Here is a 15,257-nt window from a genome sequence, read left to right as displayed (position 1 = left end):
TACTTGCTTCCCTTCACGCCGGGGGAGTTGGTGTTCTTTCGCGAAGGGCCGCCGAACAGGGAGGCGAGACGCGCGGAGTTCGTGCAATCGAGGATCGGCTCGCGATGTCTTGGACCTCCCGCTCGTGGAGGAAGAGTGACTGCCCGTCGAACCGTGGCTCGGCTTCGCGCCGCGGCCGGGACGGCGAGCTAGCCGAGCGCCTCGCGGAAGGCGGCGAGGGCGTCGTCCGAGAAGAGCACGAAGCGGACCTCGTCGAGGGTGCCCAGGCCGTCCTCGGCGGCGGCGAGCCGGACGGAGTCGACGGCGATGCGCGCCGCGCTCGCCATCGGCCAGCCGTAGACGCCGGCGGAGATGGCGGGGAACGCGACGGTGCGGGCGCCGAGGGAGCGGGCGACGCGGATCGACTCGGTGTAGGCGGAGGCGAGGACGGCCGAGCGGTCGTCGCTCCGCGAGTAGACGGGGCCGACGGTGTGCACGACCCAGCGGGCGGGCAGGCGGCCGGCGGTGGTCGCGACCGCGGAGCCGGCGGGGAGTCCGTCGCGCAGGTCGCCCGCCCGGAGGCGCCGGCACTCCTCGAGGATCTCGGGGCCGCCCGCGCGGTGGATCGCTCCGTCGACCCCGCCGCCGCCGAGCAGCGACGAATTGGCGGCGTTGACGATCACGTCGACCTGCTCGCGGGTGATGTCGCCGCGGACGGCGGTGAGCGCGGTCACGAGCGGTTGTTCGAGAGTTCGAAGATCTTCACGAGCTCGGTGATAGCGGCCTCGCGCGCGTCGCCGCCCTCGTCGAACATCGCGGTGACGTGGGTGCGCAGGTGGTTCTCGACGATCAGCTTGTTCAGCGAGCCGAGCGACTTCTGGATGGCGAGTGACTGCGTGACGATGTCGACGCAGTAGTCCTCGTTCTCGATGGCCTTCTCGAGGCCGCGCATCTGGCCCGCCAGGATGCGGGCGCGGTGCAGGGAGCGCTTCTTCAGATCCTCGATCACCCGCACAGTTTACGCCGGAGCGCCGATACCCGGCGGGGGTATCCGCCCGCGAGACGACGCACACTGTGATCCGTGAACGCGTCGGCACCCGTTTCGCGTCGTCTCGATCGGGGTGCGGAGGTCGAGTGGACCCGCGCTGGGCTGTGCCGGCCTGTCCGGACCCGATTCGCGTCCGTTCGCTCACGAGCGGGGCCGCGAGCCGTTGAGTCGACGCTCGATGGGGTCTGCGGGCGCACTCGCGCCCCGTACGGGTCGATTCGCACGGAGCGAGGAGGCCGAACGGACAGCTGCTGGGGCCCGAGGGTGGGTCGGGACCCGATCCGGGTCTGTTGGTGACGGCGCGGGGGCGTGGCTCCGCGAGTGGACGCGGACTGGTGCCCGTGCGCGGGCGTGCGCCCGGTCCGGGTCGGTTCGCGCGAGGGGCGGGAGCCGAACGGGCCCGTGCAGGCTTCCACAGCGGAGCGGTCGGGACCGCCCCGTACGATCGACGGGTGAACGCTAAGAAGTCCGGCCCCCCGCGCGGCGGCACGACCGCCCGCTACCCGTCCCGCTCGAGCGCGCGGATGGCGCTGGCGCCGGGGATCCTCGAGGCGATCATCCTGCTCGCGGGGCTCGCGCTGGTCGGCGGCGACGCCTACGACTTCGTGCGCTACCCGGTGGCGATCCTCGCGGCCGTCATCGGCTGGTTCGCCATCCAGGCGAAGGCCTACTACTGGCTGATCGGGCTCGCGCCGATCGTCGTGCTCTGGAACCCGGTCTTCCCGTTCTCGTTCCCGGACGCCGTCTGGTCCTCGCTGCACCTCGCCGCGGTCGGCGTGGTCGTCGCCGCGGGCCTGATCATCCGGGTGCGCGTCGCCGAGTGATCCCGGGACCGCTGAACGCGCCCGGAGGCGCGGGGTGCGGCCGATCCGGCGCTGAGGAGTAGACTCGACGCGCACCCGCACGCCGGGGATGCTGCGACCGGGTCTCAGACCCGTTGCTCGGAGCTCTCGACGGCCACCGGGCGCATCGGTGCCCGTCTCGTCCCAGGCGTGACGCGGCCAGTGCAACACCCGCAGTGCAGGCAAGACACGCACAGCACGCAAGACACGCACAGTGCAATGCGACGGTAGAGCGCGGGAACCCCTCCTCCGCCCCCGTCCACGTCGAGGAGGAGCATGGCTCGCAGCGGCCAGCGTCAGTCCGGTCAGTCGCGTCGTTCGACGAGCGCGAGCCCGGGAACTCGGCCCCGATCGCGCCCGCGCGGCGTCGACAACTCCGGGATCATCCCGATCCTCGCCCGTCGCGTGCGCGAGGTCGAGGCGAAGGCCCAGACCGGCAAGGTCGGGCCCACCAATCGCACGAAGTTCCTCGTCATCGCCCTGCTGATGCGCGAGGAGCGCAAGCGGGTGAAGAGCGACACCGAGCTGAGCGACTCGCAGCGCGCGGAGGAGATGAAGCGCCTCGACGGCATCGCGACGATCCTCGCGAAGACCGCCGCACGCGACACCAGCCTGATCGCCCTGCTCGAGTCGGAGGCCGGCATCACCGCGGCCGCGCAGAAGCTGCGCCGCGACTGGCTGCTGGAGGCCGGCGCCGAGCTGAGCCCCGACGAGCTGCTGATCGTGACCGAGCCGGAGCCCAAGCCGGAGGTGCCGGTCAACCAGGTCGTGCCGCCGTCGGTGCGCGCCCGCCAGCTCGCCAACCCCTTCCTCCCGCCGGACTTCTCGATCGCCAGCGCGCCCACCCCCGCCCGCCGCCGCCTCGACGACTGGGAGCTGCTCGGTCCGCTCTTCAAGGCGTTCGAGTACGGCGCCGGCGGCCGCGCCGCCAGCATGGAGCTGCCCGAGCCGCCGAAGATCGACCGGGTGACGCCGCGCGGGCGCGACCTGATGCCGCACCAGGCCCGCTTCATCGAGGGCGCGCGCGAGGGGCACCGCAGCTTCCTGCTCGCCGACGAGCCGGGCCTCGGCAAGACGGCGCAGAGCCTGCTCGCCGCGTCCGTCACCGGCTCCTACCCGCTGCTGGCCGTCGTGCCCAACGTCGTCAAGATGAACTGGGCGCGCGAGGTCGAGCGCTGGACGCCGCAGCGCCGCGCCACCGTCATCCACGGCGACGGCGGCACGCTCGACGCCTTCGCCGACGTCGTGATCGTCAACTACGACATCCTCGACCGGCACATCGGCTGGCTCGGCAGCCTCGGCTTCCGCGGCATGGTCGTCGACGAGGCGCACTTCATCAAGAACCTCCGCTCGCAGCGCTCGCAGAGCGTGCTGGCGCTGGCCGCGAAGATCCGCGAGACGACGCCGGGCCACGACCCGCTGATGATCGCCCTCACGGGAACGCCGCTGATCAACGACGTGGACGACTTCCGCGCGATCTGGCGCTTCCTCGGCTGGATCGACGAGACCAAGCCCGGGCCCGAGCTGATGAGCCTGCTCGAGGACACCGGGCTCACCCCCGCGGACACCGGCTTCTACCCGGAGGCGCGCGAGGCGGTCATCGACCTCGGCATCGTCCGGCGGAAGAAGATCGACGTCGCCGCGGACCTGCCCTCGAAGCGGATCGTCGACCTGCCGGTCGAGCTGGACGACGACCTCGGCCGCTCGATCCAGAAGGCGGAGCGCGAGCTCGGCGCCCGGATGCTGCAGCGCTACAAGGCCGTCACCGCGTCGATCACGCACGAGCTCGACGACGACGAGCGCGAGCGCTTCGTCCGCATCGTCGCGCAGAGCGAGCTCGAGGAGTCGAAGTCGGCCAAGACCGGCGAGAACGTCTTCACGATGGTGCGCCGGATCGGCCAGGCCAAGGCGGCGCTCGCCGCCGACTACGCCTCGCAGCTGGCCCGCTCGGTCGGCAAGGTGGTCTTCTTCGCCAAGCACATCGACGTGATGGACCAGGCGGAGGAGACCTTCGAGAAGCGCGATCTCACCTCGGTCTCGATCCGCGGCGACCAGACCGCGACGTTCCGCCAGGCGCAGATCGACGCGTTCAACGAGGACCCCGACGTCTCGGTCGCGGTCTGCTCGCTCACCGCGGCGGGCGTCGGCGTCAACCTGCAGGCGTCGTCCAACGTCGTCCTGGCCGAGCTGTCCTGGACCTCGGCCGAGCAGACGCAGGCGATCGACCGCGTGCACCGCATCGGCCAGGAGGAGCCGGTCACGGCCTGGCGCATCATCGCGGCGCACACGATCGACGCCAAGATCGCCGAGCTGATCGACGCGAAGGCCGGCCTCGCCGCCCGCGCCCTCGACGGCGCGGACGCCGAGGTCGCCTCGGCCGACACGGTTCAGCTGGACGCGCTCATGCACGTCCTCCGCGAGGCGATCGGCTGAGCGGAGCCGCGAAGAAGTCACGCTCGAAGAGGCTCGAGCGCAGGAACGCGTCGCCCATGGCGGCGCGTTCCGTGTTCGTGCCGCGGGCGGCGGCCGCCTCGGTGATAGCGATCGCGCGCTCGGTCGCGACGGCGAAGGCAGGATCCGCGTAGGTGACGAGCCAGTCCGCGTAGGGGTGCCCGGGCCGGTTCGCCGCGGCGAGGCGCTCGCCGATGTCCGCGTAGAGCCAGAAGCACGGCAGCAGCGCGGCGACGATCTCGCCGTAGCTCCCTCTCGTGCCGACCGCGAGCAGGTGGTCGACGTAGCCGCGGGTGACGGGGGAGGCCGTCGCGGTGCGCTCGCCGAGGCGGTCGCGGTGCAGCTGCGCCTCCGCCGCCAGAGCCGAGGCCGAGGACTCCGCCCAGAAGACCTGCTCGGCGGTGCTCGGCGCCCGCTGCGCGGCGACCGCGAGGACGCGGGCGTACTCGGTGAGGTAGAGCGCGTCCTGCTCGAGGTACCACTCGAAGTCGCCGCGGTCGAGGGAGCCGTCGCCGAGCGCCGTGACGAACGGCAGGGCGTCGATCTCGGCGCGGAGCTGCTCCGTCTCGGTCCACATCCGCTCGCAGAACGCCGGGGCGCGCAGGCGGTGGAAGTGGTCGATCGGACCGTTGCCCTCGCCGACACGGAGCGCGTCGGCGCCGCGGAGGGCGCCGTTCAGCCAGTCCTTCGCCTCGGTCAGCGCCTGGGCGAGTGCATCAGGAGTCGCCTCGCCACCGGCGAGGAGCGTCGCCATCGCGGAGGAGAGCGAGCAGCCGGTGCCGTGGGTGTTGCGGGTGGCGACGCGCTCGCCCGGCACCTCGCGCACGCCGCCGTCCGGAGTGACGATCGCGTCCGGCGTCGCCGGGCCGTCGAGATGCCCGCCCTTCACCAGGACCGCGGTGGAGAGATCCCGGGCCACGGAGCGGGCCTGCTCGAGCGCGGCGGACCAGTCGGCGGCCGGCTCCGCTCCGGCGAGCACGGCCAGCTCGGGGAGGTTGGGCGTGACCAGGCCGGCACGGCGGACGAGCGCGCGGACCGCCTCCTCCGCCTCGGGGTCGAGCAGGCGGTGACCGCTGGTCGCGACCATCACCGGGTCGACGACGACGAGCGGCGGGTGCACGGCGTCGAGCCAGTCGGCGATGACCGCGCCCAGCTCGGCGTTCGCGATCATGCCGATCTTCACGGCGTCGATCTCGACGTCGTCGCTGACCGCGTCGAGCTGCTCGCGGAGGAAGGCGGCGGGCGGCAGGTGGATCGAGCGCACGCCGCGGGTGTTCTGCGCGACGAGGGCGGTGACCACGGCCATCCCGTAGCCGCCGAGCGCGCCGATCGACTTGAGGTCGGCCTGGATGCCGGCGCCGCCGGTCGGGTCGGTGCCGGCGATGCTGAGGACGCGGGGGATCGGGCGGGGCTGCGGGAGCGCGGCGCTCATCGGTCCCACTCCGCCCGGAAGGCGCGGGCCGCGGACTCCGGATCGTCGGCCGCGCAGATCGCGGAGACGATCGCGAGACCGGCCGCGCCGGCGCGGCGCAGGGTCGCGGCGTCGCCGGCCGTGACGCCGCCGATGGCGACGCAGGGGAGCGGCGTCGAGGCGGCGAGGGCGGCGAAGCCGTCGATGCCGAGCGGGACCGGGTGGTCGGGCTTGGTCGCCGTCGCCCGGATCACGCCGACGCCGAGGTAGTCCACGGTGCCGGCGGGCAGGGCGTGCGCGGCGGCGAGGTGGGCCGGGGTGTTCGCCGTCAGCCCGATCACCGCGCCGGCGCCGAGGATGCGGCGCGCGGCGAGGACCGGGAGATCGGACTGGCCGACGTGCACGCCGTCGACGCGGGCTCCGGCCAGGCGGGCGGCGAGGACGACGTCGACGCGGTCGTCGACCAGCAGGGTCGTGCGCTCGTCGAGGACGGCGGCGACGGCGCAGGTGAGGGCGACGAGCTCGGCGGCGGTCGCCTCGTGGTCGCGGACCTGGACGACGCGGACGCCGCCGGCGACGGCCGCGGCGACGACGGCCGGGACTCCGCGCGGACCGCAGAGGCGGGTGTCGGTGACGAGCTGGAGCGAGAGGTCGATCATGCGATCCGCGCTCCGCTCTCGACCTCGTCGGCGGTGAGTGCGGCGAGAGCGTCCAGGAGGCCGACCGCGAACGAGCCGGGGCCGGCGGCGGTGACGGCGGCCTGCTCGGCGGCGAGGCCCCAGACCACGGAGGCGGCGACCGCAGCTCCGAGCGGGTCGGAGCCGCCGGCGCCGAGGAAGGCGGCCATCACGGCGCCCAGCGCGCAGCCGCCGCCGGTGACGCGGGTGAGCAGCGGGTGCCCGCCGGTGACGCGGACGACGCGCTCGCCGTCGGTGACGACGTCGACGGCTCCCGACACCGCGACGACCGACCCCCACCTCTGAGCGAGCGCGACCGCGGCGTCGAGCGCCTCCTCCGGGCCGTCGACGGCGTCGACTCCGCGACCACCCGCGCCGAGGCCGGCGAGGGCGAGGATCTCGGAGGCGTTGCCGCGGATGATCGCGGGTCGCGCCTCGAGTAGCTCCGCCGCGAGCGCGGTGCGCACCGGCAGCGGGCCGACGGCGACCGGGTCGAGCACCCAGGGGGTGCCGGCCGCGCTCGCCGCCGCGACGGCCTCGCGGGCGCCGTCCCGCTGCTCCGCGTGCGGGGTGCCGAGGTTCACCAGCGTCGCGGAGGCGATGCCGGCGAAGACGCCGGCCTCGCCGGGCAGATCGCACATCGCGGGGCTCGCGCCGAGCGCCAGCAGGCTGTTGGCGGTGAAGCCGGTGACCACCGCGTTGGTGATGCACTGGACGAGCGGCGCGGTGCGGCGCAGCTCGCTGAGGTCTCGGGCGACGGCCGCGCCGTCGAGGAGGGTCGGGTGGGCAGGCGTGCGAATGCTCATTCGCGACATCCCTTCGCTAGTACGAACTAGATCAGGTTCGACGGGTCTCATCTCAGCCCTGGTGGGCACCCCGTGTCACTGCCGACGACCCTAGCGGGTCGCTCCGTCACGCCGTGAGGATCCTGCTGTCTCCGCGGTCGCTGACGACGACCTTCAGCCCGGTCGGCAGCCGCTCGCGCATCGCGTCGACGTGGCTGATCAGGCCGATGGTGCGCCCGCCCGAGCGCAGCGCGTCGAGCGTGCCGAGCGCCGTCTCCAGGGTCTCGGCGTCGAGCGAGCCGAAGCCCTCGTCGATGAACATCGTCTCGAGCGAGACGCCGCCGGACTGCATCGTGACCACGTCGGCCAGGCCGAGGGCGAGGGCGAGCGAGGCGAGGAACGTCTCGCCGCCGGAGAGCGACGCGGGCTGCCGGCGGGCGCCGGTGAAGGCGTCGAGCACGTCGATCCCGAGCCCGGAGGCGGCGCCGCGATAGGCGAGCGAGTCGTCGTGCACGAGCGCGTAGCGGCCGCTGGTCATCGCGTTCAGCCGCAGGTTCGCGGCGGCCACGATCTCCTCCAGCCGCCCGGCGAGGGCGAACGCCTCGAGGTCCATCCGGCGGGTGTTCTGCCCGCGGCCGTCGATCGTCTCGGCGAGGGCGCGGAGCTCCTCGTGCCGGCGCAGGCGCTCGTCGAGAGTCGCCAGTCGCTCCTCGGCGCGGCCCGACAGCTCGGCGAGCCGGGCGGCGCGGTGCTCGAGCACCGAGTGCCGCGAGCGGGCCTCGTCGCGGCGGGCGGAGGCGGCGCGCGCGTCCTCCTCCGCGGCGGCGAGGTCGACGGGGGCCGTCGGCAGGCCGGCGAGCTCGGGGTCGGCCAGCACCGAGTCGACGGCGCTGCGGCGGCGCTCGTGCTCGGCCACCACGGCCTCGGCGCGGGCGCGCTCGCCCGAGGTGAGGGCGGCGGACTCGGCGTCGTCGGCGCTCGCGAAGCCGCGGTCGGCGACCACCTCGGCGAGCTGGACGTCGGCGCTCTCGGCGGCCTCGCGGCGGGCGGTCGCCGCGTCCTCGGCCTCGACGAGCGCGTCGGCCAGGCGGCGCTGCGCGGTGAGGGCCGCGACGCGGTCGGCGATGCTGGTGGCACCGTCGCGGTGGGCGTCGATCCGCTCGCGCAGGAGGCGCAGCGCCTCGGCGGCGAGGGCGGCGTCGGAGCTGAGGCGCTGGTGCTCGGCGCGGGCGGTCTCGAGGGCGGCCGCGAGATCCTCGCTCCGGACACGGAGGTCCGACCGCTCGCGCCGCAGCTCCTCGAGTCGCGTCGTGGCACTCCGGGACGCAGTGAGCCGCGCCTCGGCATCGGCGCGGGCGGCCTGGAGTCCCTCGGCGGTCGTGCTGCCGGCCCGCTCCTCGAGGGCCGCCAGGGCGAGCGCGCCGGTGCTCTCTGCCTCGCGCGCGGCGTCCATCGCTGCGGCGGCGCGCTCGACGGCGGTGCGCGCCTTCTCGATCTCGCCGGTGCCGACGGGAGGCAGATCGCCGTGCTCGGCGGGGCGCGGGTGCTCGCAGGAGCCGCAGACGGGGCAGGGGTCGCCGGGGACGAGCGCTCCGGCCAGTTCGCCGGCGAAGCCCGCGAAGCGGCGGGCGACCAGCTCGGTGTGCTCAGCGGCACGGACGCCGTGCGCCCGGGCCGCCTCGGCGTGGGCGGAGCGGAGGCGATCGAGCGCGGTCGCGGCGCTCGCGCGCTCGGCGGCGGCGCGGATCCGGCGCTCGAGCGCGGCCAGCTCCTCGGTGCGGGCCGGCAGCGCCGACGCGTCCGGCGCGAGCGCGTCCTCCTCCGCGGAGAGCGCGTCGAGAAGGGCGGGCAGCGCTCGCAGGTCGCGATCGAGGACGGCCAGCGCGGCGGTGGACCGCTCGCGTGCGGTGACGGTCCGCTCGGCGCGGCGGACCGCCTCGGGCAGGCCGCGCTCGTCGGCCAGCGCATCGGTCAGCGCGCCGAGCGTGCCGGCGAGGCGCTCCGCGGCCCGGGTGGCGGCGGCCCGGTCCGCGGGCTCGTCGAAAGCGGCCGTGAAGGCGGCGGCGGCGCTGTCGCGGCTCCGGTCGGCGGTGGCGGACCTGTCGGCAGCCGAGCGAGCGCCCTTCAGCAGCGGCAGCACGCCCTCTGCTCGTCGGGCCCGCTCGATCCGCTCGCGCTGCTGGACCACCAGCGATTCGGCGACCGCCAGCTCCTCCGCCTCGATCAGCGCGGTCCGGCGGCGGTCCTGCGCGCGCTTCACCTGACGCGTCTCGTCCCGGGCGGTCTCGGCCGCGCGGCTCGCGGCGTCGGCCTCCGCCACCTCGTCGCGGGCGAGCGCGAGGGGAGCGTCGAGCCGGGTCACCAGGGCGCGGAACCACTCCGCATCGGGCGGTGTCGGCGCCGTCTCCTCGTCACCGGTGAGCCGGACGGCCTCGTCGGCCAGCGCCGTCACGGCCGCGCGCTCCTCCTCGAGCGCCGCTCCGCTCTCCTGCCGCTGCTCGACGAGCCGCCGGCGGAGCAGGTCGTAGCGCTCCGTCGCGAAGAGGGTGCGCAGCAGCCGCTGCCGGTCGTCGTTCTTGGCGAGCAGGAACTCGTGGAAGCGGTTCTGCGCGAGCAGGATGACCTGGAGGAACTGGTCCTTCGTCAGGCCGACGATCCGGCCGATGTCCGTCCCCGTCTCCCGCGCGCTGGAGGAGAGCCCCCGCCACTCGCCGTCGACGTGCTCGAGCAGCGCGACCTTCGCCGCCTGCCGGGTGGTGCCGCCGCCGCGCTTGGCCGGCCGCTCGTACTCCGGCGAGCGGCGCACCCGGTAGAGCCGGCCGGCCGCCTCGAAGTCGAGCTCGGCGAACGTCTCGTCCTCGGGGGCGCTGTGGTCGCTGCGCAGGCGCGAGGCCGTGCCGTCGAAGCGCGGCACCGAGCCGTAGAGCGCGAAGCTGATCGCGTCGAGGATCGTCGACTTGCCGGCGCCGGTGCGCCCGGCGATCAGGTAGATCCCGACGTCCTCCAGGCGGTCGAAGTCGATCTCCTGCTCCGCGCGGAAGGGGCCGAGACCGGCGAAGGAGAGGCGGCGGATCCTCACCGCAGCGCCTCGGCGTCGACCTGCGCCAGCGCGTCGAGCGCGAGCGCGCGCTCGGTCTCGCTCGCGCCGTGTCCGCCGCGGACGTGCGCGAGGAAGTCGTCGATCACCTCGACGTCGCTGCGCCCGCGGATCCGCTCGGCGTAGCGCCGCTCGTCGACCGCCGCGTGCGGGGGCCGGTGCTCGAGCGTCGCGCAGCCGGGGAAGCGGGACTGCAGCCGCGCCATCGCGTCGAGCGGGCGGACCTCGTCCGTCAGCACCGCCGAGACCCAGTCCGGCTCGTACTCGGCGAGCGACGGGTCGCTCAGCAGCTCGTCCAGCCGTCCCTCGATCACGCTGAGCCGCCGCGGCACGGGCAGCGCCGACCAGGACACCTCGCCGAGCCCGTCGGCGCCGAGCTCGACCAGCCAGCCGCCGCGCGGCTTCGACGCCTCGCCGAACGAGTAGTGCAGCGGAGCGCCGGAGTACCGCACGTTCGGCAGCAGCTCCGCGCGCCCGTGGATGTGCCCGAGCGCCGCGTAGTCGGCCGCGGCGAAGTGGTCGACCGAGACGTAGTCGATCCCGCCGGCCGTGATGTCGCGCTCGACCGTGCCGGCCGGGGCGCCGACGGCGAAGCAGTGCGCGAGCACCACCCAGCGCCGCCCGGCCGCCTCGGCGTGCGCGCGGATGCGGCGCATCGCGAAGGCGAGGACGTCCTCGTGCCGGCGGAGCGACTCCTCCGGGTGCCGGTGCCGGTAGAGCGCGGGCTCGAGGTAGGGGATGCCGTAGACGCCGACCTCGAGCCCGCTCCCGTCGCGGAGGACGACCGGCTCGGCGTAGGCCTCGGGATCGGTGAGCACGTGCACGCCGGAGCCGCGCAGCAGCCCGGCCTGGAAGCCCAGCCGGGCGGGGGAGTCGTGGTTGCCGCTGGTCAGCACGACCTCGGCGCCGGCCGCGCGGATCGCCTCGAGCGTGCGGGTGAGCAGGGTGTAGTGCTCGGCCGCCGGCACCGCGGAGTCGAAGACGTCGCCCGCGATCAGGACGACGTCGACCGCCTCGGAGCACACCGTCTCGACCAGCGCGTCGAGCACGACGCCGAGCGCGGCGACGCTCGAGTGGCCGTGGAAGGTGCGGCCGATGTGCCAGTCGGAGGTGTGCAGGAGCTTCACGACCGTCCTTTCGCGGGGTCTGCGGGTGTGCGGTGGCGCTCCCTGTCGTGCCCCTCCAGGCTACTGAGCGGCTCCGACACCGGACGCCGCCCGAGCCGTCGGCGCCGGACACCTCCCGTTCACCCGCGGGTGCAGAATGGGTCGTCGGTCGATCGAAGGAGGCCCCGCGTGAAGCTGCCCCGAGTGCCCTCGACCCTCCTCGGTCTCGGCTCGCGCACCCGCGCCGCCGCCGAGGACACCAGCCCGATCGAGCGGATCCGCCCCGAGGAGGAGCCGGTCCGCCGGAGCACCGTCGACAACGCGATCTACCAGGACGGTCGGCGCGTCGTCTCGCCGCACAGCATCCCGGAGGCGCTCGCCGCCCTGCAGAAGCTGCCGGACGCGATGGCCTGGATCGGCCTCTACCGTCCGACCGAGGCCGAGCTGGCGGCCCTCGAGGACGAGTTCTCGATGCACCCGCTCGCGATCGAGGACGCGATCAGCGCGCACCAGCGGCCCAAGCTCGAGCGCTACGGCAGCGACATGTTCGTGGTGCTGCGGGCCGCGAGCTACGCGGACCAGCGCGAGGAGGTCGACTTCGGCGAGCTCCACCTCTTCGTCGGGCCGAACTTCGTCGTCACCGTCCGCCACTCCGAGAAGCCCGACCTCTCCCTGGTCCGGCGCCGGATGGAGGCCGACCCCGAGCTGCTGCGCAAGGGCCCGGTGGCGGTTCTCTACGCGATCCTCGACGCGGTCGTCGACCAGTACGCCCCGGTCGTCGCCGGCCTCGAGAACGACATCGACGAGATCGAGGCGCAGGTCTTCGAGGGGGACCCCGCGGTGTCCCGGCGCATCTACGAGCTGTCCCAGGAGGTGCTCGACTTCCAGCGGGCGACCCGTCCGCTGACCGGCATGCTCGGCCGGCTGGTCACCGACTTCGACGTCTTCCGCGAGGACGTCGAGTTGCGCCGCTACCTCCGCGACGTCGCCGACCACGTCGCTGTGGTCGACGAGCGCGTCGAGGGCTTCCGGACGACCCTCCGCGAGATCCTCGCGGTGAACGCCACGCTGGTCGCGCAGCGCCAGAACGAGGACATGAAGAAGCTCGCGGAGGCGGGCAACCAGCAGAACGACGAGGTCAAGCGGATCTCCGCCTGGGCCGCCATCTTCTTCGCGCCGACCATGATCTCCAGCGTCTACGGCATGAACTTCGACGCGATGCCCGAGCTGCACCTCGCCTGGGGCTACCCGGCGGTGCTCGGGCTGATGGTCGCCTCGAGCGTGGTCCTGCACCGGCTGTTCAAGCGCTGGGGCTGGCTCTGAGCCGCGGCCGACGGCCGCGCGCGCTGTCAACACCCTGACGGGTCCGGCCGCCCCGCGTAGCGTCGGTCCGAGCCGCCCTCCGCGGCCCGAGTGCAGGGAGACCCGATGAAGCGAATCGATGTGCCGGCGATCGAGCGGACCTCGCTCTGGCGGCAGGACGCCGCTCCGATCCCGGGCGACGCGTTCGTGCCGGGCGCGCACTACGACGACGTGATCGTCGGTGCCGGCCTCTCGGGGCTGGTGACGGCGCTCCTGCTCCAGCGCGGCGGCCGCCGCGTCCTCGTCCTCGAGGCCCGCGAGGTCGGCGCGGTCGCGACCGGCAGCAGCACCGCCAAGCTCAGCCTCCTGCAGGGGACGCACCTCTCGAGGATCGCGGCCCGCAACACCCCCGCGGTCACCCGGGCCTACGTCGCCGCCAACCTCGCGGGCTTCACCTGGCTCGTCGACTACCTCCGCGAGGCCGGCGTGCCCGTGCAGCGCCGCACCGCCTACAGCTACGCGCAGACCCCCGACGGGGTGGACGCGGTGCTGCGCGAGCACGAGACGGCCCGCCGCTTCGGCCTGGCCACCCGCCTCGTCGGCTCGCTCGACACGCCCTTCCCGAGCACCGCCGCGGTGGCGCTCGACGACCAGGCGGAGTTCGATCCGATGGCGGTGCTGACGGCGCTCGCCGCCGACTTCCGGGCCGCGGGCGGCGTGCTCGTGCAGGGCGTCCGCGCGCTCGGGCTGAGCGCCTCCTCGCCCGTGCGCGTGCGGACCAGCGCCGGGGACGTGACCGGCGAGCGGGCGTACCTGCTCACCGGCACGCCGATCCTGGACCGCGGGCTCTACTTCGCCAAGCAGGTCGCCCTGCGCTCCTACGCGGTGGCCTTCCGCGGTGCCGAGACGATCCCGGACGGCATGTACCTCTCCGTCGACGGGCCCTCGCGCTCGATCCGCGACGTGGAGCGGGACGGGGAGCGGCTGCTGCTGATCGGCGGCAACGGCCACGTGGTCGGCCGGCGCGCGCGGACGCAGGAGAGCGTCGACGACCTGATCGCCTGGACCCGCCGCTCCTTCCCCGGTGCCGAGCCGATCGCGCAGTGGAGCGCGCAGGACTACGAGGCGTTTCACCGGGTGCCGTTCGTCGGCTGGCTGCCGCGGGGTCGTGGGCGGATCTTCTTCTCCTCCGGCTACGACAAGTGGGGGATGACCAACGCGGTGCAGGCGGCGCTGACGCTCGTCGGCGACTCGAGGGGCGAGACGCCGCCGTGGGCGAAGGTCCTGCACCGCCGCCCGACGCTGCCCCGGGTGATGGCGGAGGGGGCCGGAGCGCTCGCCGCGGTCGGCGCCTGGTACGCCCGCGGCTACTGGTCGGCCCTGCGCGCGCCGCGCTCGGTGGATGTGGTGCCGGAGGAGGGGCACGGCGCGCTCGCCCGCGACGGCCTGCAGCCCGTGGCCGTCTCGACGGTCGAGGGCCGCCGCTGCGCGGTCTCGGCGGTCTGCCCGCACCTGGGCGGCGTCGTCACCTGGAACGACGCCGAGCGCAGCTGGGACTGCCCCCTGCACGGCTCGCGCTTCGCGGCCGACGGGTCGGTGCTGGAGGGGCCGGCAGTCACGCCGCTCGCGCCGGTGCGCTGACGACCTGCGGCGCTGACGACCTGCGGCGCCGGTCGCCCGGTAGGGTCGGCGCATGGGGGACACACTGCACATCCGACGACCGATCGCGTCTCGACTCGTGGCGACCGCTCTCGGCCTGGCCGTCGCTGCCGTCGCGCTGGCGGGCTGCACGAGCGGGGGCGGCGCTGAGGCGCAGACCCCGGCGCCGACCGTCACGGTGACGGTCGAGCCGACGGCCCGCGGCACCGTCCCGGGCGAGCAGGACACCAGCGTGTCCTACGTCTGCGGCCGCTACAGCTCGCTGCTCAGCATCGGCTGGACCATGCAGTGGTTCCACGACCGCGGCGACGTCTCGGACGAGGCGTACCAGGTGTTCCTCGAGCGGCAGGCCTTCCAGCTCCAGACGGTGCGGATGCAGAACCCGGAGCCGGACGAGACCGGCGTCTCCGCCGCGTCCTCCGGCATCCGGACCTACCTGCAGGACGCCCAGGCGGCCGCCGGCCGATGGACGTACGACCCGTCCTCACCGGAGTGGAGCACCCTGCAGTCCGACCTCGGGGTCGGCTGCGCCGCCGCCGGCTCGACCCTCGCCTCCTACGCCGAGCCCGAGATGGGCGGCTGAGCCGCCGGCCCGAGAGCACCTGCCGATCGAGCAGCCCGCGCTGCGCGCCACCCAAGTTAGTCGAGCAGCCCGCGTTGCGGGCCGCCCCTGTTGATCGAGGCGCCCGCGGAGCGGCCCCCTCATGCTGATCGAGTAGCCCGCGGAGCGGCCCCTCATGCTGATCGAGTAGCCCGCGGAGCGGGCGTATCGAGATCCGCTGTCGCCGGGAGTGCGGGTGATGGTGGGTCTCCTAGGAAAACATGGTGACCTCAGGCCGCGGCTCGTGGTGTGAGTTGGACGTCGTAGCCGAGGGATTTCAGCTGGTTGAGGGCCTTGTT

General features: G+C 74.2%; 12 protein-coding genes and 1 riboswitch. Of the genes, 5 read left to right on the top strand and 7 right to left on the bottom strand.

The annotated features are described in order from the left end of the window. Positions 1-188: 188 nt before the first annotated feature. Positions 189-713 (bottom strand): O-acetyl-ADP-ribose deacetylase, encoded by a 525-nt coding sequence (locus EDF43_RS03880; protein ID WP_123735389.1) that lies wholly within the window; start codon positions 711-713, stop codon positions 189-191. After that, positions 710-988, bottom strand: coding sequence for a metal-sensitive transcriptional regulator (locus EDF43_RS03875; protein ID WP_132435723.1), 279 nt, complete (start codon positions 986-988; stop codon positions 710-712). Before EDF43_RS03875 ends, EDF43_RS03880 begins: the two co-directional genes overlap by 4 nt. Before the next feature lie 491 nt (positions 989-1,479). On the opposite strand from EDF43_RS03875, the gene EDF43_RS03870 reads away from it, so the two are divergent. Next, a complete protein-coding gene (locus tag EDF43_RS03870) occupies positions 1,480-1,851 on the top strand; it encodes a DUF6804 family protein (RefSeq protein WP_243646224.1) in 372 nt (123 codons plus the stop codon). A 294-nt stretch (positions 1,852-2,145) separates the two neighbouring features. Then, complete coding sequence (locus EDF43_RS03865) at positions 2,146-4,302, top strand: DEAD/DEAH box helicase (RefSeq protein WP_123735390.1); 2,157 nt, start codon at positions 2,146-2,148, stop codon at positions 4,300-4,302. Here the strand turns inward: EDF43_RS03865 and thiD are convergent. From thiD to EDF43_RS03840, 5 genes are all read right to left on the bottom strand, one after another. Then, complete coding sequence (thiD, locus tag EDF43_RS03860; RefSeq protein ID WP_132435722.1) at positions 4,271-5,752, bottom strand: bifunctional hydroxymethylpyrimidine kinase/phosphomethylpyrimidine kinase; 1,482 nt, start codon at positions 5,750-5,752, stop codon at positions 4,271-4,273. The genes EDF43_RS03865 and thiD overlap by 32 nt on opposite strands. Beyond that, a complete protein-coding gene (gene thiE, locus EDF43_RS03855; protein WP_132435721.1) occupies positions 5,749-6,390 on the bottom strand; it encodes a thiamine phosphate synthase in 642 nt (213 codons plus the stop codon). Before thiE ends, thiD begins: the two co-directional genes overlap by 4 nt. Beyond that, positions 6,387-7,214 carry a hydroxyethylthiazole kinase gene (gene thiM, locus EDF43_RS03850; RefSeq protein ID WP_132435720.1) on the bottom strand — a complete coding sequence of 276 codons (828 nt, stop codon included), beginning with the start codon at positions 7,212-7,214 and terminating at the stop codon, positions 6,387-6,389. Before thiM ends, thiE begins: the two co-directional genes overlap by 4 nt. Then, positions 7,206-7,297: riboswitch (TPP riboswitch) on the bottom strand. Its footprint overlaps the gene before it by 9 nt. 23 nt (positions 7,298-7,320) lie before the next feature. After that, complete coding sequence (locus EDF43_RS03845; RefSeq protein ID WP_132435719.1) at positions 7,321-10,272, bottom strand: AAA family ATPase; 2,952 nt, start codon at positions 10,270-10,272, stop codon at positions 7,321-7,323. After that, on the bottom strand, positions 10,269-11,417 hold the full coding sequence (locus EDF43_RS03840; protein WP_132435717.1) for an exonuclease SbcCD subunit D: 1,149 nt from the start codon (positions 11,415-11,417) through the stop codon (positions 10,269-10,271). The genes EDF43_RS03845 and EDF43_RS03840 overlap by 4 nt, the downstream gene beginning before the upstream one ends. Before the next feature lie 246 nt (positions 11,418-11,663). Between EDF43_RS03840 and EDF43_RS03835 the strand changes: the two genes are divergently transcribed. From EDF43_RS03835 to EDF43_RS03825, 3 genes are all read left to right on the top strand, one after another. Then, positions 11,664-12,719, top strand: a complete 1,056-nt coding sequence (locus EDF43_RS03835) for a magnesium and cobalt transport protein CorA (RefSeq protein WP_243646239.1) — start codon at positions 11,664-11,666, stop codon at positions 12,717-12,719. Between the two features lie 105 nt (positions 12,720-12,824). Continuing rightward, complete coding sequence (locus tag EDF43_RS03830) at positions 12,825-14,339, top strand: FAD-dependent oxidoreductase (protein ID WP_132435713.1); 1,515 nt, start codon at positions 12,825-12,827, stop codon at positions 14,337-14,339. A gap of 52 nt (positions 14,340-14,391) precedes the next feature. Continuing rightward, entirely contained in the window at positions 14,392-14,940 is a 549-nt protein-coding gene (locus EDF43_RS03825) for a hypothetical protein (protein ID WP_132435711.1), read from the top strand. The last annotated feature ends 317 nt before the right edge of the window (positions 14,941-15,257 follow it).

It is taken from the genome of Rathayibacter sp. PhB179, from assembly GCF_004345345.1.
GTDB lineage: Bacteria > Actinomycetota > Actinomycetes > Actinomycetales > Microbacteriaceae > Rathayibacter > Rathayibacter festucae.
This window is presented reverse-complemented; position numbering and strand designations above follow the sequence as displayed.

Excerpts from the sequence above, each read along its gene's own strand:
- EDF43_RS03830 (WP_132435713.1), top strand. The coding sequence starts at position 12,825 with ATGAAGCGAATCGATGTGCCGGCGATCGAGCGGACCTCGCTCTGGCGG.
- EDF43_RS03865 (WP_123735390.1), top strand. The coding sequence starts at position 2,146 with ATGGCTCGCAGCGGCCAGCGTCAGTCCGGTCAGTCGCGTCGTTCGACG.
- EDF43_RS03825 (WP_132435711.1), top strand. The coding sequence starts at position 14,392 with ATGGGGGACACACTGCACATCCGACGACCGATCGCGTCTCGACTCGTG.
- thiM (WP_132435720.1), bottom strand. The coding sequence starts at position 7,214 with ATGAGCATTCGCACGCCTGCCCACCCGACCCTCCTCGACGGCGCGGCC.
- thiE (WP_132435721.1), bottom strand. The coding sequence starts at position 6,390 with ATGATCGACCTCTCGCTCCAGCTCGTCACCGACACCCGCCTCTGCGGT.
- thiD (WP_132435722.1), bottom strand. The coding sequence starts at position 5,752 with ATGAGCGCCGCGCTCCCGCAGCCCCGCCCGATCCCCCGCGTCCTCAGC.